Raw genomic sequence first — 16,655 nt, forward strand, 5'->3', positions numbered from 1 at the left:
CGCCGGCCCCAGTGTCGGTGGTCGTCCCTAGAGTCAGCCTCGTGGGGATCGCGGGGGCGATCCAGTGAGGGGTCGGAGCAATGAGCGATGGGGTGGAGCGTCGGTGGGACGACGCGGTGGAGACGGCGTGGCGGGAGTTCCGCCAGCGACTCGCTGACCGGCTGGCAGTGCTGGAGATCGACGACAGCGTCGTGATCGACACCGATCCGGCGGACGCAGCCGCGCCGTGGTGCGAGGTGACGCTCACCGGCGGTGTCCTGTGGGTGCAGGTGCTCACGAATGGCGAGTTCGACCTATGCGTCGAGCTCGAGCCGCGCGAGGTGGACCGTGCCGCCGTGATGGTGGTCGAGGCGCTGCGCGAGACGCACGGCGTACTGCACCCGATCCTGCTCGATGCCGGCGGGCTCGAGCCGCAGGCCATGGTCGCCGAGCCCGGACCAGCGCCCGACACCGACCGGGTCGTAAGGCCGTCCTCGCCGGACGAGGTGCGGGCCCTGGTCGATCTGGCCGTGGCGGGCGTCTTCGACGAGGCGCCGGCATGGGACGGCGACGGGGATCTCCCCCTGCCCGCCGAGGACTGCCTGGTGTGGGTGCTGGTGCACAAGGAGGCGCCGCGGGTGCTGCTGTCGTGCCTGCTGGTCGACGGCGTCACCCACGAGGCGGCAGCCCTGGAGGAGGTCAACCGCCTCAACCGCACGGAGTTCGGCCTGACCTTCGCCCTGACCGAGCAGCGCATCACCGTGACGCGCGAGCTCGGGCTGGGTGTTGCTGTGCCGTCTGCCGTGCAGGGCGAGATCCAGCGGTTGCTGTCGCAGGTCGACGAGTGGTCACGCGAGCTTGCCGCGTTGGTTCGCACCGCGCCCCGTCGCGAGGGCGAGCGGAAGGACAGCCGGTTCGGGACGGCGTACGCCGTGATGGCTGAGCTGGAGCGCGAGCGTCGCGGTTCGGTCGGTCCGGCCGTGATGGTGCGAATCTACGGCAACGACACCGGGCTCCTGCTCAAGGCGATCCGGATCACCGAGCAGCGCCGCCGCGAGATGCGCAGCAGGGTCCGTGAAGCGCGCCAGCTGAACCAGCCCAACAAGGCGAAGGTGATCCAGGCACGGCACGACTACCTCCGCGACCTGGCCTCGCGCATGCGGGCCGGTCTCCGGCTCATAGTCGACGGTCCGGTGCGCAAGCCGCAGGTCGACCAGCTCGCCCTGTTCGACGAGGACGAGGCGGGGACCGGCCGGTGACGGCGTTCCCCGGACGCGCCGTCGCGATCAGTGATGGGGTGGCCGCATGCCGCGCCTGATCCCGGAGAGCCCGACCTTCACCACGCCGTCTGAGCAGGAGGTGTGGGAGCGGCTGCGCGACACGCTCGGCGACGACGACGTCCTCATCGCGAACCTGCGACTCACCGACGAGAAGAAGGACCACGAGGTAGACCTCGTCGTGCTGATGCCCGACGTTGGCATCGTCGCGGTCGAGGTGAAGGGCGGCAGCGTCTGGTGGGACGACGGCTGGCGGATCATGCGCCGCGGTCGTGAGACGACGATCCACCCCGTCGACCAGGCGCGCGACGCGAAGTACGCCCTCCGGGCCTACGTCGAACACGACGAGCGCTGGGGGAGCCGCACGCGGGTCGCGTGGGCGCACGCGGTGGTGACGCCGTACTCCGACTTCGACGCCGACTTCACGCTGACCGAGCTTCCCCGCTGGGCGCTGCACGACAAGGGCGACCAGGCTCATCTCGCTGAACGGCTCAGGCAGACCGCGACGAGGTTGACCCACGGCCAGCGGGTCGCGACACACGACGACGTCGACGAGATCGCCGAGATCCTGACTGGCCGGCTGGGGACGTCGTACGACATCCGCGCCGAGTCCGACGAGCGCGCCGCCGTGGCCGATCGGCTCACCCTCGAGCAGGCGTCGATCCTGAGCGTGACGCGGCTGCTCCACCGCGTCGAGGTGCGCGGCGGCGCGGGCAGCGGCAAGACCGTCCTCGCCCTCCAGCAGGCCAAGGAGCTCACCCGCGGCGGCCACGGACGCAAGCCGCAGCGGGTCGCGCTGCTCTGCTACTCAATCGGCCTGGCTGAGCACCTCAGGCGTGAGGTCGCGACGTGGGACCGTCGGCACCGACCGGCGTTCGTCGGCACGTTCCACGCCTTCGGCCAGCAGTGGGGAGCGGCCGAGGGAGACCGGCAGGACAGTGAGTTCTGGGAGGAGCGGCTGCCGGCGGAGATGGCGGAGCTCGCCGCCGACCTGCCCGACGGCAAGAAGTACGACGCCGTGATCGTCGACGAGGCGCAGGACTTCGCCGACTCGTGGTGGACGCCAGTCCTCAGGTCGCTGCGCGACGAGGAGGAGGGTGGGCTGTTCGTCTACTCCGACGAGAACCAGCGCATCTTCGCTCGGTTCGGACGGCCGCCCGTGGCGCTCGTCCCGCTCGTGCTCGACCACAACCTGCGCAACACCAAGCAGATCCACGAGTCGTTCGGCCCGCTGGCGCCGAGCCGGATGTACTCACGCGGTGGCGATGGGCCGACCGTCCGGTTCCTCGACGCGAGCCAGCAGGATCCGCTGGACGTCGCCGACGACGAGGTCGACCGCCTGCTCGACGGCGGCTGGGACCCGAAGCACGTCGCGCTCCTGACGACCGGCCACCGGCACCCGATCCAGGTCGAGCGCACGGACTTCCACGACCAGGACGGCTACTGGCGCACCTACTGGGACGACGACGTCTTCTACGGCCACGTCCTCGGCTGCAAGGGGCTCGAGCGGCGGGCCGTCGTGCTGTGCCTCAACGAGGACGGATCGCGCGACCGCGCGCGTGAGCGGCTGTACGTCGGGATGTCCCGCGCCACCGATGAGCTGGTCGTGGTTGGAGATCCGGAGACCGTACGCCGGGTGGCGGGCGACGACGTGGCTCGGAGGCTGGGGCTTTGACCGGCTCGATCGAGGACCCGTGGGCACTGCTGCGCCGGCTCAAGCTTGGTCGCGAGGAGTTCTGCCAGCGACTTCTCACGATGCTGGTGCTGGAGGGGCCCTATCCCCGGTGGAACACGAGATCCACGCCCTCCGAGCGAGGACTGCGGTTCCTCCGCCGTCTCGACCAGCTCAGCTTTGGGATAGCCGAGTTCGACGACGCAGCCGTGTTCGTCGATGAGCTTGACCTCCCGTCGAGGGACGGGGTGGAGCCTGGATGTGCGCCGGACTACGCCGTCGTGACGGCGTCCCGTCTGTGGATCGTCGAGCTCAAGACCGAGGCGGCCAGCCATCGCGCCGATCAGGTGCCCTCGTACTTCGCATACGCCGCGCACCACCACCCGGACGCCCGCATCGACCTGACCTACATCTCGCCGCCCTTTCGCGGGCCAGCCCTGGAAGCCGCGAACGGCGGTCGATTCGCCCACCTGACCTGGCCCGACTTGATGCCGCTGGTGGTCGAGGTCTGGGGCCGTCAGCCCGGCGTGCTGGGCAGGATCGTCGAGGCGCTGTCGCAGACCCTCGAGGAGAGCGACGAGAAGTGGCAGGCCTGGCGCACGGGCAGGCTCGACGAGCCCGCGGCGGCCGCGCGTGCACTTGCTCGACGTACGTCGGCGGACGGGCGCCAGCGGGCGCTGGATCACCGCTTCGACAGCATCGAAGAGCTCGAACAGGTGCGGGTCCAGCTGCGCGACGAGCTCATCCGGGACGGGAGCGACAGCCGTCCGTGGGTCTGGAGGGCCGCGACGAGCGGGGGCGAGGCATTGACGGCGACCGGCGCCGAGACGGGGTACGAGCTGCGCCTGTCGAGGTACACCGAGGGTCGCCTGGACTGATCAGAGCTCACTCGATCGAGCTGAGGTCCGGCGGTACGTCGACGGAGTGGGCCTGCAGCACCTCGAGCGGCACCACCTCAAGTGCCATCTCGGACGTCGCGGCCAGGACCACCGGGGCGGCGACGCCGGCGTCGTACGCCTGGAGCCAGCGAGCCGCGACAACGCACCAGCGATCACCCGGCACGAGGCCCGGAAAGTGCCACTCGGGGCGCGGGGTCGACAGGTCGTTGCCCACCGAGCGCTGGTGGGCGAGGAACTCCTCGGTCATGACCGCGCAGATCGCGTGGAGGCCGACGTCCTGCGGGCCGACCGTGCAGGTGCCGTCACGGTAGAAGCCGGTGACGGGGTCGGTGCCGCACGGTTCGAGGTTGCCGCCCAGGACGTTGCACTTGGTCATGGGACGAGCATGCCCGATGACCCCCGGTCCGAGTCGGCGAGGGTTGCGGCCATATTCGAACAGGTGTACGATGACGTGCAAGCACGCCGATCCGGAACGGACCCGTCTGAGGCGACGGTGATCCCGGGATCGGGGCAGTCACCCATAGAACTCCGGTTGGTGCTCCGGGGACGCCAGACGGCTCACGGGTGGCGACCTGGCAATGGGCCGGAACGTCTCACCGCACCACCCCGGAATCAGGGTGGCTGTCCGTGACGCGCGCCGAGGAGGTGGCCCCTTGTCCGATCGACTGCACCCGATCGTCGAGTGTGCGGGCGACCTGCGGTCCACGCTGAAGGGCGTCGCGTCCGTCGAGCCGGCGTTCATGACGACGGGCCAGAAGGCCTCAGCGCTGGTCGCGCTGGCAGCTGCCCGTTCGCAGCTCGACGAGCTGGCGGCACGGGTGCTGGCGGCCTCCGACGACCTCGCCGCCGACCACGGACTGCGTGACGCCTCGGCCTGGCTTGCCGTGCAGACCCGGACCACCCGACGTGAGGCACGTCAAGACCTGGTGCTCGGCCGCGCGCTCGAGCGGCACCCCTCGCTCGCCGTCGCCATGACTGCGGGGGAGCTGCGGTCCGAGCAGGCCCGGGTGATCGCGGAGGCGGTCGACGTCCTGCCCGTGCACGTGGACACCGAGACCCGTGACCGTGCGGAGTCCGCGCTGCTCGTGCTCGCTGATCAGCACGATGCCCGCGACCTCAAGCAGATCGGCAAGCGGATCCTCGACGTGGTTGCGCCCGACGTGGGCGAGTCCCACGAAGCGGCAACGCTGGCAGCCCAGGAGTCACGCGCGACGGCCGGGGTCGAGCTGACGCTGATCGACGACGGTGAGGGCCGCTGCCACGGTCGCTTCACGGTTCCGACACACGTGGGTGCGATCCTGAAGCGCCACCTGCTGGCGCTCGCCAACCCAGCGCGCCACACCGACGCCGAGCTCCGCGACGAGTCCGGCGACTGGAAGCCGCAGCGCCGCCGCTTGGGCGAGGCACTGGTGGAGTACGTCGAGCGCTACCCGGTCGACTCGGCCCCGCAGACCGCCGGCGTGAACGCCACGGTCGTGGTCACCATGACGCTCGAGCAGCTGCTGTCCGACAACGCCACCGCCCTGCTCGACGACGGCACCCGGATGACCGCGGGCCAGGCGCGCCGTCTCGCCTGCGAGGCGCGCATCGTCCCGGCGGTCCTAGGGACGAGATCCCAGCCGCTCGACCTGGGCCGCGCCGCACGGCTCTTCACCAAGGCCCAGCGCGTCGCCCTCGGTCTCCGGGACGGCGGTTGCACTGCTCGCGGATGTGAGACGTCTGCGTCGGGGTGCCACGCCCACCACGACGATCCTTGGTCCAGGGGCGGGCTCACCGAGCTCGCCAACGGACGGCTCCTGTGCCCACGGCACCACCGCCTCGCCCACGACCCCCGCTATGCGATGACGGTCCATGCCGACAACAAGGTCAGCTACGCCAGGCGGACGTAGGCCGACCGTGAGCAGCGACCGTGGTTGTCCACAGATGTGGCCGGGGGCCTCGCGGCGAGGTCGGTGTCGTCCTTGACTGAGGGCATGCCCACCTCTCGGAGACGCACTCCCCGCAACCGGTCCGCCAAGCAGCGCCGCCGAGCCCACCGGCTGAGGCAGAGCGAGCAGCGCTCCACCGGCCAACGCCATCTCGTGGCGACCCTGCGACCCGGGGAGTCGCTCGAGCACCTGCTGACCGACGACGACCGGCGGTGCATGGAACTGGCGACCGACGCCGAGGCGCGCGGTGATGCCTGGGCCGCGTGGCACCACCATGTGTCGGGGCTCCTGGTCGAGGAGTCCCTCACCCATCACCGCCTGCTCGAGCTCGCTCGCCTCGAGGACGAGGCGCCCGCATGGATGTCCTCCCGCTGGGCTGTCGACCAGTCGCTGCGCTGGATGCTGCTGACGAAGGACCCACGATGCGACCAGCTCGTCCGCACGGTGATGGCCGGCCTGCACTTCGATCAGGTCGAGTCCCTGCTCGACGACCCGGTCGGGCTCGTCGAGTACGGCACCCTGCTCGCTGCGAGCGACTGGGTCTACCAGCAGCTCGCGGCCTACGAAGCGGGCGGGCTGCGTGACTTCCTCGACGCGCGCGCCGACCCTGGCCTTCTGGAGCGACTCGACCACATCGACGAGTGGGAGCGCGCGGCGGTCGCGGCGTACGAGCTGGTCGACGTCCAGGGCGACGTGCTGCGCACGCTCCGTCTCGGCGACGACGAGACAGTGGAGCTGCTCAACCTCGGTGCCACGACCGACATCGGGCCTGGCGCCACCGTCATCGGTCGTGTGGTGCCCGTGTCGGTCTGGCCGTTCGCGATGTTCGAGTCACGGCCGCTGCCGGTGGACGAGGTGACCGCGCGCGACGTCGCCGACCGGATGCGGGACGACGATGACGACCTGGGCTGGTTCCGGGCGCTCGCGGCTGCCCATGACTCCGGGCGATTGCCCGCAGGGTCGACGTGGGGCCACGGCACGCTGTGGTCCACCGACATCGTCCCGATGGAGCAGTGGGCGAAGAGCGAGGAGAACCACCACGTGCTGGAGGAAGGAGGCGAGGAAGCCGGACGGGTGACCGAGCTGAAGGCTGCCGGTCTGTCCGGTCGCGTCGCCAATGACGTGTGCGTGGCCGAGCTCGGGTTGGTCGTGGCCAAGGTCACCGGAGATGCCGGGGCGATCGCACCCCACGTCACCGCCGTGATGATGGATCCACGTGTCTTCGAGGCGCTGAAGCAGCACAGCACGCTCGACGGGAGCGGGCCGTTCTGGCGCATCCTGGCGGCGGCGACGCCTTCACCCGTCCGCGACCGGTGCGTGCGGCTGGCGGAGCTCAGCGAGGAGCGGGCTGCCTAGACGCGCGGTGCCGCGCCGTCAGCACGAACGACGAGGTCGGCTGCATCCCTGGCCGCCGCCACCAGCCGCGCGTTGGCCTCGTCGACCTGGTCGACCCAGGCACCGGCGGCGTCGGGCGACTTCCCGAACCGCTCGTGCCGCCGGACCAGGCGCTCGCGGCGTACGTCGTCGGAAAGGTCGACGTACCAGCACTCGGCCAGCAGCGGGCGTACGTGCTCCCAGCCAGCGTCCGCGAGCAGCAGGTAGTTGCCCTCGGTGATCACCAGTCGCGCCGAGGGCGGGATGGCGATGGCGGCGGCGATGGGTTGCTCGAGGTCGCGCTCGAAGCCGGGGACGTAGAGGACCGAGTCCGGCGCGGAGTGCAGGCGCGAGAGCGCGGAGACGTAGCCATCGACGTCGAACGTCTCCGGCGCGCCCTTGCGGTCACGCAGGCCGAGCCGGTCGAGCTGGACGTCGGCGAGGTGGAAGCCGTCCATCGGCAGGTGGCCGACCTCGGGACCGAGCTCCGCGAGCAGGACGGCGGTCAGCGTCGACTTGCCGGCTCCAGGAGGGCCGGTGATGCCGAGGATCGCGCGGCCGTGGGTGGGGATCAGCGCGCGGGCACGCTCGACCAGGTCTGGTTTCGAGGCTCGCTCCGCTCGCACCTCAACCACCGAAAGACTTCGCTCGCACCTCAACCACCGAGGGGACGCATCACCGCGTCCCGTAGGTCCGGCTCACGACCTCGTCGAAGATCCGGTCGGGAAGCAGGTCGCGCGAGGTGGTGATCATCCGGGCGCCGCGGCCGACGGGGTAGCGGGCTGCTGGACGGGAGACGGTGGCGGCCTTCACGATCTTGTCCGCCACCTCCTCGGGCGTCGAGGCGCGCGACGGCTCGTCGAAGCGCCGCATGACGTCGAACGCCTTGCGCGCCCACTCGGCGTACGGCCCCGACCCTGAGCGCTCGAGCAGCGAGTCACGGGCGATCTCGTTCCACTCGGTCCTGATCGGGCCGGGCTCGATGAGCACGACCTTGATGCCGAAGGGGCGCAGCTCCATGCGGAGGCTGTCGCTGAAGCCCTCCACGGCGAACTTGGTCGCGTGGTACCACGCACCGAACGGCTCGTAGAACTTCCCGCCGATCGAGGAGATGTTGATGATGCGGCCCGACTTCTGCGCGCGCATGTGCGGCGTCACGAGCTGGACCAGGCGGGCGAGGCCGAAGACGTTGACCTCGAACTGGCGCCGCGCCTTGTCGATCGGCACGTCCTCGACGGCGCCGTACGACCCGTAGCCGGCGTTGTTGACCAGGACGTCGATCCGCCCCTGCTCCTCGAGAATCCGCGCGATCCCGGCTGTCATCGAGGCGTCGTCGGTGACGTCCATGGCGAAGGTGTGGACGCCTTCCGAGGCCAGTCCAGCCATCTTGTCGACGCGGCGGGCGACGGCGTACACCGTGAAGCCCTGGGACGCGAAAGCGCGGGCGGTGGACTCGCCGATGCCGGAGGATCCGCCGGTGACCAGTGCTACGGGAGTGCTCATGCGGCGAGCGTAGTGCGACCCCGATTTCGTCCTCCATGGGTGCATCTCACCTGGAAGGGCGCATAATGGACAGACGATGACCAGTTCGCACGGCTCACGGCCGAGACACCTCAGCAGCAGTCCGTTCGCCCCCGCCACGGAGCAGGTGGTGGAGGTCTTCGAGGTCGGCGACCGCGTCTGCCACGACCTCTACGGCCTCGGCGTCGTCACCGCCCTCGACACCCATGCGGTGACGGTCGACTTCGGCGAGCAGTCGGTGCGGATCAAGCCGCCCTACGCCAAGCTCCAGCACCTCTGACCCAGGGCCAGTCGCGCTCCCAGGGCGCTTCGTCGTCCATCTTGGCGTAGTACTTCGCCAGGTGGCTCTTGGCGCGGTCGACGTCCTTCGTGGGCATGTCGACGCCACCGCGGCCGCCGACCATGACGTTGCCGGCAGCCATCACTCCCCTCGGGACGGCGCGTAGCCGACCGTCGACGAGGTCGGCGATGAGCAGCTTGTAGGCCGTGAAGTTGTCCTTCTTCTCGGCGTCGTACCAGACGTGCGCGTCGCGATACTTCTCGTTGGGCTCGTCCTCGGCGCCCGCCCACGCGCGTACGCGCTTCTCGGCGGCGTCGCCGTCCCACTCGTGATCGCGGTCGGCGAGGGGCAGGTCCTGGAAGCTGGTCACGGCCATGCGGCTACGGTCCCTCCGCCCCTGGCGCAGGTCCACACCCGTTCGGGCGGGCGTACCGTCGGTCCATGGCTGATCTCGAGGCAGTGCTGCGGCCGTACGTCGACTCGGGGGCGGTGCCCGGTCTCGTGGCGCTGGTCGCACGCGGGGACGACGTCGAGGTCGCGGCCCTCGGGCTGCAGGGGACGAGCGGGGCTCTCATGCGGCGCGACTCGATCTTCCGCGGTGCGTCGATCACCAAGCCGTTGACAGCGGCGCTGGCCCTGATGGTGGTCGAGGAAGGCTTGTTCGACCTCGATGACCCGGTCGGCGACTTCCTCCCCGAGCTGGCGTCGCCTCGCGTGCTACGCACTCTCGACAGCGAGCTCGCCGACACGGTGCCGGTCGACCGGCCGATCACCGCGCGCCACCTGCTGACCGGGACGGCCGGTCACGGCTTCGCGACCTGGGAGTCGCCGGTGATCGGGCTGCTGATGGAGCGGCTCGGCCAGGCCGCCGATGACATCCACGAGGTGCCCGAGCCGGACGAGTGGATGCGGCGGCTCGGTGAGATTCCGCTCATGCACCAGCCGGGGGAGGGGTGGACCTACAACGCGTCGTACGACGTCCTCGCTGTCCTGCTGGCCCGCGCGTCCGGGAAGTCCTTCGCCGACCTGATGGCTGACTACCTGCTCGGCCAGCTCGGCATGGTCGACAGCGGCTTCCACGTCCCAGCGGAGAAGCTTGACCGGTTCACCACGTTGTGGTCCCGGGACGACGGCGGTGTCCTGCAGGTCAGCGACGAGCCCGACGGTGTCTTCACCAAAGAGCCGGCCTTCGCATCCGGATCGGGCGGGATCGTGACGACGGTCGACGACTGGCTGAGGTTCGGCCGGATGCTGCTCGGCGGCGGAATGGGTCAGGGCTGGCGGATCATGCACGAGGACTCGGCGCGGCTCATGATGAGCGACCAGATCACGCCGGCGCACCGCGAGCTGGGCGGCTTCTTCCTCGACGGCCAGGGCTGGGGGTTCGGCGGCGGGGTCGACACCGAGGTGATCGACCCGTGGAACGTGGTCGGCCGCTACGGCTGGGTCGGCGGCACCGGCACGTCGGCGTACGTCCATCCCGACGAGACCGTCGCGGTGCTGCTGACGCAGGTCGGGCTGGCGGACCCGGCGATGGAGCTGCTGCAGGCGTTCTGGCGGTACTCGAAGGGTTAGTGGTTTCGAGGCTCGCTGCGCTCGCACCTCAACCACCGATGGGCGGCGAGGTGCCCGGCCACCCCGATGGACCTTGCGTCGTCGCACGCCCTCGCTACGTTGGAACGCATGACTGACGAGGAGAAGCAGGCAGCGATCGAGGCAGCCCAGCGAGTGGTCGACGAGGTGAGCTCGTACCAGTACAGCGCGGAGGACGACACGATCGCGCAGCAGCTCGACGAGGGTCTCGCGAAGGCGCAGGTCTCGCTGAGCGACGACGAGCGCACGCGCATCCTGGCCGAGATCGACGGGATGAAGGACGAGCAGTCGAGCGCACCGCAGGTGCGGTCCGCGTCGCCGGTGGGGTGAGCCGATGGACCCGCGTGGAGTGCTGACCGAGGCGTTCGGACGGATCACGGAGCTGTACGACGGCGTGGCCGACGGCCTCGACTACGAGACCCTGCACCACCGACCGGGCGGCACCGGCAACTCGATCGCCTGGCTGCTGTGGCACCTGGCGCGCGTGCAGGACGACCACGTCGCCGGCCTCGCCGACGGACCGCAGGTGTGGGAGGAGTGGCAGGAGAAGCTCGGGCTGCCCAACGGCACCGACGACATCGGCTACGGCCACACCAGCGAACAGGTCGATGCCATCCGGATCAGCGATCCGGAGCTCCTCGTCGGCTACCACCACGAGGTCACCCTCGCGACCGCGCGCTACCTCGAGACTGTCGACGAGCGCGAGCTCGAGCGCGAGGTCGACCAGAACTGGGACCCGCCGGTCACGGCCGGCCAGCGGCTCGTCAGCATCATCGGCGACTGCCTGCAGCACCTCGGGCAGGCGGCGTACGTGAAGGGGCTGCTCGCGGCTTAGCGGACTGTTGAGGTTGCGCGGAAGCCGCGTTATCCGTCTCCGCGGGAAGGTCGACGACGTACTCAGAACTCGACCTACCAGGAGCGATCCCCATGCACCGCACCACCTTCGGCACCCGCCTCGCGACCGCCTCACTCCTCGCGCCACTCGCCCTCGGGCTGGTCGCGTGCGGGGACGATGACACCGACGACGCGCAGACCTCCACCTCGTCCGGGACCTCGGACGACGGCGGCACCGCCGACCAGGGCACCACGACCCTCCAGGGTGATGTCGAGACCGCCGCCCAGACGGCGCTCGGCGAGGTCGACGGCACCGTCTTCTCCGTCGACGGCGATCCGCAGGGCTGGGACGTCACCGTCGTCGGCGCTGACGGCATCGAGAACGACCTCGAGCTCGACGCGGCCGCCACGGCTGTCACCCGCGGCCCGGACCAGGAGTCCGACAACGACGCCGACGACGCCGCCGAGACCGAGCAGCTGCTCGGGGTCTCCGTCGACTACCTGGCAGCGATCGAGGCCGCGCTAGCCGAGGTGCAGGGCACCGTCACCGGCGTCGACCTGTCCGAGGACAACGGCACCGCCATCTGGGAGGTCCAGATCGACGAGGACACCCCGGACGAGGTGACCGTCGAGGTCGACGCCGAGACCGGTGACGTCGTACGCACCGAGCAGGGCGACTGAGCCTGTCGGTGCCGCCTGCCTAGGGTGACAGCATGACGACCCGGTGGCTCTTCGGCGACCAGCTCGGCCCGCACTTCACCGACGGCCACCGCGGGCCGCTGCTGATGGTCGAGTCGAAGGCGGTCTTCCGGCGGCGTCGGTTCCACCGGGCCAAGGCGCACCTCGTGCTCAGTGCGATGCGGCACCGCGCGGCGGAGCTCGGCGACCGCCTGACCTACGTGCAGTCGGAGACGTACGCCGACGCGGTGCGCGACCTCGATGACGTCGAGATCGTGCACCCGACGTCGTACGCCGCCCTCGGGCTGGTCGAGCGGATGGGCTGCACCGTCCTGCCGCCCCGGGGTTTCGCGACCCCGCGCGAGGACTTCGAGCGCTGGGCCGAGGGCCGTCGCGGCAAGCGCCTGCTGATGGAGGACTTCTACCGCCGCGCGCGCCTCGCGCACGGCGTACTGGTCGAGGACGGTGAGCCGACCGGCGGGCAGTGGAACTTCGACCACGACAACCGCGAGCCGCCGCCGAAGGGCGCGACGACGCTCGGCGTGACCGAGCCGTGGTGGCCGACCGAGGACGACATCGACGCGCAGGTGCGCGACGACCTCGACCGGTGGGAGAGCGAGGGCGTCGAGTTCATCGGCCGCGACGGCCCGCGACTCTTCGCGGCGAGCCGACGTGAGGCGCTGGCGGCGCTCGACCACTTCGTCGAGCACCGGCTGCCGGAGTTCGGCGCGCACGAGGACGCGATCCTCGAGGGCGATCCGTGGATGGCGCACAGCCTGGTCAGCGCGCCGATGAACCTCGGGCTGCTCGACCCGCTCGAGGTCGTCGAGCGTGCGGAAGCGGCGTACCGCAGTGGTGCCGCGCCGATCGCGAGCGTCGAGGGGTTCGTGCGGCAGGTGATCGGCTGGCGCGACTACGTCTGGCACACCTACTGGCACCAGGGCGACGGCTACCGGCGCGAGAACGCGCTGCGGGCGACGCAGCGGATGCCGCAGTGGTTCGCCGAGCTCGACGCCGACGCGACCGACGCGCGCTGTCTCTCGCACACCCTCGACCAGGTCGCCGAGCACGGTTGGGTGCACCACATCCCACGGCTGATGGTGCTGGGGTCGTACGCCCTGCAGCGCGGGTGGTCGCCGACCCAGGTCACCGACTGGTTCCACCGCGCCTTCGTCGACGGCTACGACTGGGTGATGGTGCCCAACATCGTCGGCATGTCGCAGCACGCCGACGGCGGCGTGATGATGACGAAGCCCTACACGTCCGGTGGCGCCTACATCAACACGATGAGCGACCACTGCGGGTCGTGCCGCTTCAACCCCAAGGTGCGGGTGGGGGAGGACGCGTGCCCGTTCACCGCCGGCTACTGGTGGTTCCTCGACCGGCACCGCGAGACCTTTGCCGGCAACCACCGGATGTCGCGCGCGGTCAACGGCCTCGACCGGCTGAAGGACCTCGCCGAGCTCGTCGAGCAGGAGGACGCGCGGGGCAACCGCGCTCCCTAGGGCCATCAGCCGCAGGGCAACGAGCCCAGTCTCGCCAGTCCTTCGAGGTCGCCCGGACCGAGGCTGACCTGGCCGGTGTTGTCGGCGAACATCAGCTCCATCGGCTCGCTGACGTGCGCGAGCCCGACGACGTGGGCCAGCTCGTGGAGCACGATCGCCTCCATCACGCGCGGCTGCTGCGCGACCGCGGTGGGGGTGAACGCCTCGACGTCGAGGGCCACGCCGCCGCTGACGAAGTGGAGCCGGCCGCTGCCGCCCCGCTCGGCGATCGCGCCCCCGAGGCCGGCGACCTGCGCGAGGAGCTCGGGGTACTCCGTCGCGGCGGCCCACCCGATGACGACGGGGTCCGGCCGGCCGAACAGCTTCACTCCGCCCGGGAACGGCCGCTCGTCGGTGTCGCCCTCGTCCTCGAAGGCCAGGCCGGTCGCGTCGCTGATCCGCGCGACCGCCCGGTCGACGAGCGCGCGCCCGCCCGGCGGCTCACCGTCCGGGTTCACCCGGTAGCGGATCTCCTCGCACGGGTCCCACCCCACGGGCTCGCTGTCGTCGCCCGGCTGCGTCATGGCATAGCTGAACGACCCACCGTTGCGTACGACGCTGGGCGCAGGCAGCACGCGCTCCTGGCCCAGCCCGATCGCGCGGCGGACCGTCGCGATCTCGTCGGACGGGTGGAACGCCAGGATCGCGACCATGACGGCGATCGTCGCGATCGCGATCGCGGTCAGCAGGGTCCGGCGGGGCACGTGCTGATTGTCCGGTGCGGGCGGCTGGGCGTCAGCGGATTCGGGTCAGGAGGCCGCGCTGGTCGCGAGGAAGGTGCGCATCTGGTCCCGGATTTCCATGAGCCATCGGCGGTAGTCGTCATCCGTATCGCCCGCGTGATACGCGCAACCCCAAGCGTCCAAGCGACGCTCCAGCGCCCCCTCTGGCATATCCGTCGCGATGAGCTCGTCGATCTGGTCTGCGGTCTCCGCGATCCGGCTCGGCGCGTCTCGTAGGAAGGCTGCCACAGCATCCGAGACGTCTCCGCCGTACACGTCCCAGTCCTGATGCAAGTAGCCGCCCATCAGGTTCTTCACCGCGTCCATGTCCACCTCTCGTGTCAATCGGGGAACGCAGTCAGTATGCGCCACCCTGACGTTGCTCGGCTGTCGGGCAAGAGCACGACCCGGACCCCGGTCGGCGCGCGAACAGTTCCGTCGCTTGCAAGGCTGCTCCCCGTCCGTCCACCGAGATCCTCGAAGAGGGTGAGCTGGCCCTTGGGGTCCTTGAGCCAATCCTGGACGTCGCCGGCCCGCCTCTCGAGGACGTCTGCGATGAGTCGCTCAGCGGACGCTTGATTGTCAAACGTGGATGCCCATTTCAAAGAGGGCTTGTGCCGCAACCGCGCCGCCAGCTCGTCCACGGTCTTGGCTACGTGCCGGTCGATCGTGTGACCGGGCGGCACCTCGTGTGCCCGGAGCCAGCCCGGTGTGCTTGGCAGCCAGAAAGACGGTCGGATCGCACCCACCTCATTCTTCGCCGGCACGCGCATGAACTTCGCGGCCCTCGCGCGCACGACGGCGAGGTCGTCGCGCACCCGCTCGAGGCGCGCGGCGCTGGTGGCGACGCCGGCGCGAAGGGCCGTGAGGAGCGCGTAGAAACGCGGCGCCTGCGACCGCACCCTGGCGGCTGCCGCGGTGACCGACGCCGCCCCACCCAGACCGCCGGTCAGACCGGTCACGATGACCGAGATGGCCGCGCCCTCCACGATCATCTGCCCGACCTCGGACAGCAGCCCGCGGGTGCGTTCGCGCGTTGCCTCGACCGCGGCGGCGTAGTCCTCGCACGCGTCGGCAAGCCGCGACAGCTGCCAGGCGGTGTCGCCGACGAGGGTCGCGAGGTCGCCGAGCGCGTCGACCGCGAGCGATACCTCGGGGGAGTGCTGCGCCTGCACCAGCGTGATCGCGATGTCGATGTGATCGGCCAGACCAGCTGTCGACGCCGCTGCTCGGCGCCACGAGGTCGCCGCGGCGCACAGCCGATCGACGTCGGCGCCGGGCCAGACGAAGCCCTCGACCTGGTCGAGGATCCAGGCATCGACGCCGGTGAGCGAGAATTCTCGATCACCGAGGCTCGGTGGTGGCGAAGCGGGCCGCACCCGGACGTACGCCGCCTCGTGGAGGTCGTCGCCGGAGTAGCCGAGGACCTGGAGGCCGCCCGCCGATGACTCCGCCGCCTCGTGGTTGGCGCCGGTCGTCGTCAGCAATCGGCCGGCGCCGATGAAGGCGTGCGTCAGGTCGGCGAGCGCCGCGACGGCCTCGCGCGCCCCGGCGTCGTACGCCGTCGCGAAGGCGGTGCTCGTCGCGTCGTCACCCGCCATCCCCGCCGTCGACCCGAGGCGGGACGTCAGTGACGAGGTGAGCACGGCGCTGGTCTGGTTCGCCGTCAGACAGGCGTCCGCTGCCCGGGTGAACCCGCCGCACTCCACACTGATCCGCACACCGACCACCCTTGCCGCGACCCGAGGTCGGTCGCGACCCCGGCGGAGCAATCTGTGGAGAGACGAGGGCTTGTCCACAGATCGCGTGGGACGCGTTTCCGCGACGGCCTCTCCCGGGCACGAGACCGGCATGACCGACTTCATCGGCTGCATCCAGGTCCGGCCTCCCCTCAACGAGGTCGAGCGCGGCTACCTCCTCGAGCTGCTCGACTCCGACCGCACCCTGCGCGGTACGCCGACGGGGCGGGGCGACCACGCAGTGCCGTTCGCGCGGATGGGCTGGGAGGTCTGCCACGACGGCTGCTGCCTCGAGTGGGACACCACCGCCGAGGACGCGAAGTGGATGGTGGACACGCTCCGGTTCGTCATCGACCACCTGCTGCGTGCGGGCGCCAAGGCGCAGGGGCGTGCGAGGTTCGACGGGTTCGGCTTCGACCACGTGCTCAGCGGAGCGGTGGTGGGCCGCGGCCCGGGCGACCGCACCACCCACTTCGTCACCGTCGCCGACAACGTCGTGCGTGGACAGGCGGTGCCGGAGCGCTGCGCGCTGGCGCCGCGCCCACGTGCGGCGACGAGCGGGAAGCGGCCGGCGAACGTCATCGAGTTCCGCCCACGCCGGGCGTGACAGCATGC

19 protein-coding genes are annotated in these 16,655 nt (G+C 70.6%); 12 read left to right on the forward strand and 7 right to left on the reverse strand.

Features of this window, described 5'->3' with window-relative positions; all coding sequences use genetic code 11:
• Positions 1 to 80 precede the first annotated feature (80 nt).
• The 3 genes from EUA06_RS05970 to EUA06_RS05980 are packed head-to-tail and all read left to right on the forward strand — an operon-like array spanning position 81 to position 3,806.
• Positions 81 to 1,238: a T3SS (YopN, CesT) and YbjN peptide-binding chaperone 1 gene (locus EUA06_RS05970; RefSeq protein WP_129474097.1), complete on the forward strand. Its 1,158-nt coding sequence runs from the start codon at positions 81 to 83 to the stop codon at positions 1,236 to 1,238.
• 46 nt (positions 1,239 to 1,284) lie between these two features.
• The gene (locus EUA06_RS05975) at positions 1,285 to 2,931 is read left to right on the forward strand and encodes a nuclease-related domain-containing DEAD/DEAH box helicase (protein ID WP_129474098.1); all 1,647 of its coding nucleotides are present in this window, start codon (positions 1,285 to 1,287) and stop codon (positions 2,929 to 2,931) included.
• Positions 2,928 to 3,806: a hypothetical protein gene (locus EUA06_RS05980; RefSeq protein ID WP_129474099.1), complete on the forward strand. Its 879-nt coding sequence runs from the start codon at positions 2,928 to 2,930 to the stop codon at positions 3,804 to 3,806. The genes EUA06_RS05975 and EUA06_RS05980 overlap by 4 nt, the downstream gene beginning before the upstream one ends.
• Positions 3,807 to 3,813: 7 nt before the next feature.
• Here the strand turns inward: EUA06_RS05980 and EUA06_RS05985 are convergent, their stop codons facing one another.
• Entirely contained in the window at positions 3,814 to 4,203 is a 390-nt protein-coding gene (locus EUA06_RS05985; RefSeq protein ID WP_129474100.1) for a DUF2237 family protein, read from the reverse strand.
• Between the two features lie 277 nt (positions 4,204 to 4,480).
• Between EUA06_RS05985 and EUA06_RS05990 the strand changes: the two genes are divergently transcribed.
• Together EUA06_RS05990 and EUA06_RS05995 are read left to right on the forward strand one after the other, a co-directional pair.
• Positions 4,481 to 5,716: an HNH endonuclease signature motif containing protein gene (locus EUA06_RS05990; RefSeq protein WP_165354277.1), complete on the forward strand. Its 1,236-nt coding sequence runs from the start codon at positions 4,481 to 4,483 to the stop codon at positions 5,714 to 5,716.
• An 84-nt stretch (positions 5,717 to 5,800) separates the two neighbouring features.
• The gene (locus tag EUA06_RS05995) at positions 5,801 to 7,111 is read left to right on the forward strand and encodes a hypothetical protein (RefSeq protein WP_129474102.1); all 1,311 of its coding nucleotides are present in this window, start codon (positions 5,801 to 5,803) and stop codon (positions 7,109 to 7,111) included.
• On the opposite strand, the gene EUA06_RS06000 is transcribed toward EUA06_RS05995, so the two are convergent.
• Together EUA06_RS06000 and EUA06_RS06005 are read right to left on the reverse strand one after the other, a co-directional pair.
• Positions 7,108 to 7,755 carry a nucleoside/nucleotide kinase family protein gene (locus EUA06_RS06000; protein WP_129474103.1) on the reverse strand — a complete coding sequence of 216 codons (648 nt, stop codon included), beginning with the start codon at positions 7,753 to 7,755 and terminating at the stop codon, positions 7,108 to 7,110. The two genes, EUA06_RS05995 and EUA06_RS06000, sit on opposite strands and share 4 nt — an antisense overlap.
• 49 nt (positions 7,756 to 7,804) lie before the next feature.
• Complete coding sequence (locus EUA06_RS06005) at positions 7,805 to 8,632, reverse strand: oxidoreductase (RefSeq protein ID WP_129474104.1); 828 nt, start codon at positions 8,630 to 8,632, stop codon at positions 7,805 to 7,807.
• Between the two features lie 76 nt (positions 8,633 to 8,708).
• On the opposite strand from EUA06_RS06005, the gene EUA06_RS06010 reads away from it, so the two are divergent.
• The gene (locus EUA06_RS06010; RefSeq protein ID WP_129474105.1) at positions 8,709 to 8,930 is read left to right on the forward strand and encodes a hypothetical protein; all 222 of its coding nucleotides are present in this window, start codon (positions 8,709 to 8,711) and stop codon (positions 8,928 to 8,930) included.
• Here EUA06_RS06010 and EUA06_RS06015 read toward each other — a convergent pair.
• A complete protein-coding gene (locus EUA06_RS06015; protein ID WP_129474106.1) occupies positions 8,896 to 9,306 on the reverse strand; it encodes a hypothetical protein in 411 nt (136 codons plus the stop codon). The genes EUA06_RS06010 and EUA06_RS06015 overlap by 35 nt on opposite strands.
• A 65-nt stretch (positions 9,307 to 9,371) precedes the next feature.
• Here EUA06_RS06015 and EUA06_RS06020 point away from each other — a divergent pair, with 65 nt between their 5' ends.
• The 5 genes from EUA06_RS06020 to EUA06_RS06040 all read left to right on the forward strand — a co-directional run bounded on the left by EUA06_RS06020 (position 9,372) and on the right by EUA06_RS06040 (position 13,540).
• Positions 9,372 to 10,505, forward strand: a complete 1,134-nt coding sequence (locus EUA06_RS06020) for a serine hydrolase domain-containing protein (protein WP_129474107.1) — start codon at positions 9,372 to 9,374, stop codon at positions 10,503 to 10,505.
• Between the two features lie 108 nt (positions 10,506 to 10,613).
• On the forward strand, positions 10,614 to 10,853 hold the full coding sequence (locus EUA06_RS06025) for a hypothetical protein (protein WP_129474108.1): 240 nt from the start codon (positions 10,614 to 10,616) through the stop codon (positions 10,851 to 10,853).
• 4 nt (positions 10,854 to 10,857) lie between these two features.
• On the forward strand, positions 10,858 to 11,358 hold the full coding sequence (locus tag EUA06_RS06030; RefSeq protein WP_129474109.1) for a mycothiol transferase: 501 nt from the start codon (positions 10,858 to 10,860) through the stop codon (positions 11,356 to 11,358).
• A gap of 92 nt (positions 11,359 to 11,450) precedes the next feature.
• Complete coding sequence (locus tag EUA06_RS06035; protein ID WP_129474110.1) at positions 11,451 to 12,038, forward strand: PepSY domain-containing protein; 588 nt, start codon at positions 11,451 to 11,453, stop codon at positions 12,036 to 12,038.
• Positions 12,039 to 12,070: 32 nt separating this feature from the next.
• A complete protein-coding gene (locus EUA06_RS06040) occupies positions 12,071 to 13,540 on the forward strand; it encodes a cryptochrome/photolyase family protein (protein WP_129474111.1) in 1,470 nt (489 codons plus the stop codon).
• A gap of 5 nt (positions 13,541 to 13,545) precedes the next feature.
• On the opposite strand, the gene EUA06_RS06045 is transcribed toward EUA06_RS06040, so the two are convergent.
• The 3 genes from EUA06_RS06045 to EUA06_RS06055 are packed head-to-tail and all read right to left on the reverse strand — an operon-like array spanning position 13,546 to position 16,022.
• A complete protein-coding gene (locus tag EUA06_RS06045; RefSeq protein WP_129474112.1) occupies positions 13,546 to 14,283 on the reverse strand; it encodes a zinc metalloprotease in 738 nt (245 codons plus the stop codon).
• Positions 14,284 to 14,328: 45 nt separating this feature from the next.
• The gene (locus EUA06_RS06050; RefSeq protein ID WP_129474113.1) at positions 14,329 to 14,628 is read right to left on the reverse strand and encodes a contact-dependent growth inhibition system immunity protein; all 300 of its coding nucleotides are present in this window, start codon (positions 14,626 to 14,628) and stop codon (positions 14,329 to 14,331) included.
• A 14-nt stretch (positions 14,629 to 14,642) separates the two neighbouring features.
• Complete coding sequence (locus EUA06_RS06055; protein WP_129474114.1) at positions 14,643 to 16,022, reverse strand: RNase A-like domain-containing protein; 1,380 nt, start codon at positions 16,020 to 16,022, stop codon at positions 14,643 to 14,645.
• Between the two features lie 130 nt (positions 16,023 to 16,152).
• Between EUA06_RS06055 and EUA06_RS06060 the strand changes: the two genes are divergently transcribed.
• Entirely contained in the window at positions 16,153 to 16,647 is a 495-nt protein-coding gene (locus tag EUA06_RS06060) for a hypothetical protein (protein ID WP_129474115.1), read from the forward strand.
• Positions 16,648 to 16,655: the final 8 nt, after the last annotated feature.

The organism is Nocardioides glacieisoli, assembly GCF_004137245.1.
In the GTDB taxonomy this organism is placed as follows: Bacteria; Actinomycetota; Actinomycetes; order Propionibacteriales; family Nocardioidaceae; genus Nocardioides; species Nocardioides glacieisoli.

Bases quoted from the DNA above. Each gene is read 5' to 3' on its own strand.
- EUA06_RS06035 (WP_129474110.1), top strand. From the start codon at position 11,451: ATGCACCGCACCACCTTCGGCACCCGCCTCGCGACCGCCTCACTCCTC.
- EUA06_RS05970 (WP_129474097.1), top strand. From the start codon at position 81: ATGAGCGATGGGGTGGAGCGTCGGTGGGACGACGCGGTGGAGACGGCG.
- EUA06_RS06005 (WP_129474104.1), bottom strand. From the start codon at position 8,632: ATGAGCACTCCCGTAGCACTGGTCACCGGCGGATCCTCCGGCATCGGC.
- EUA06_RS06030 (WP_129474109.1), top strand. From the start codon at position 10,858: ATGGACCCGCGTGGAGTGCTGACCGAGGCGTTCGGACGGATCACGGAG.
- EUA06_RS06020 (WP_129474107.1), top strand. From the start codon at position 9,372: ATGGCTGATCTCGAGGCAGTGCTGCGGCCGTACGTCGACTCGGGGGCG.
- EUA06_RS06010 (WP_129474105.1), top strand. From the start codon at position 8,709: ATGACCAGTTCGCACGGCTCACGGCCGAGACACCTCAGCAGCAGTCCG.
- EUA06_RS06060 (WP_129474115.1), top strand. From the start codon at position 16,153: ATGACCGACTTCATCGGCTGCATCCAGGTCCGGCCTCCCCTCAACGAG.
- EUA06_RS06025 (WP_129474108.1), top strand. From the start codon at position 10,614: ATGACTGACGAGGAGAAGCAGGCAGCGATCGAGGCAGCCCAGCGAGTG.
- EUA06_RS05985 (WP_129474100.1), bottom strand. From the start codon at position 4,203: ATGACCAAGTGCAACGTCCTGGGCGGCAACCTCGAACCGTGCGGCACC.
- EUA06_RS06050 (WP_129474113.1), bottom strand. From the start codon at position 14,628: ATGGACGCGGTGAAGAACCTGATGGGCGGCTACTTGCATCAGGACTGG.
- EUA06_RS05995 (WP_129474102.1), top strand. From the start codon at position 5,801: ATGCCCACCTCTCGGAGACGCACTCCCCGCAACCGGTCCGCCAAGCAG.
- EUA06_RS06015 (WP_129474106.1), bottom strand. From the start codon at position 9,306: ATGGCCGTGACCAGCTTCCAGGACCTGCCCCTCGCCGACCGCGATCAC.
- EUA06_RS05975 (WP_129474098.1), top strand. From the start codon at position 1,285: ATGCCGCGCCTGATCCCGGAGAGCCCGACCTTCACCACGCCGTCTGAG.
- EUA06_RS06040 (WP_129474111.1), top strand. From the start codon at position 12,071: ATGACGACCCGGTGGCTCTTCGGCGACCAGCTCGGCCCGCACTTCACC.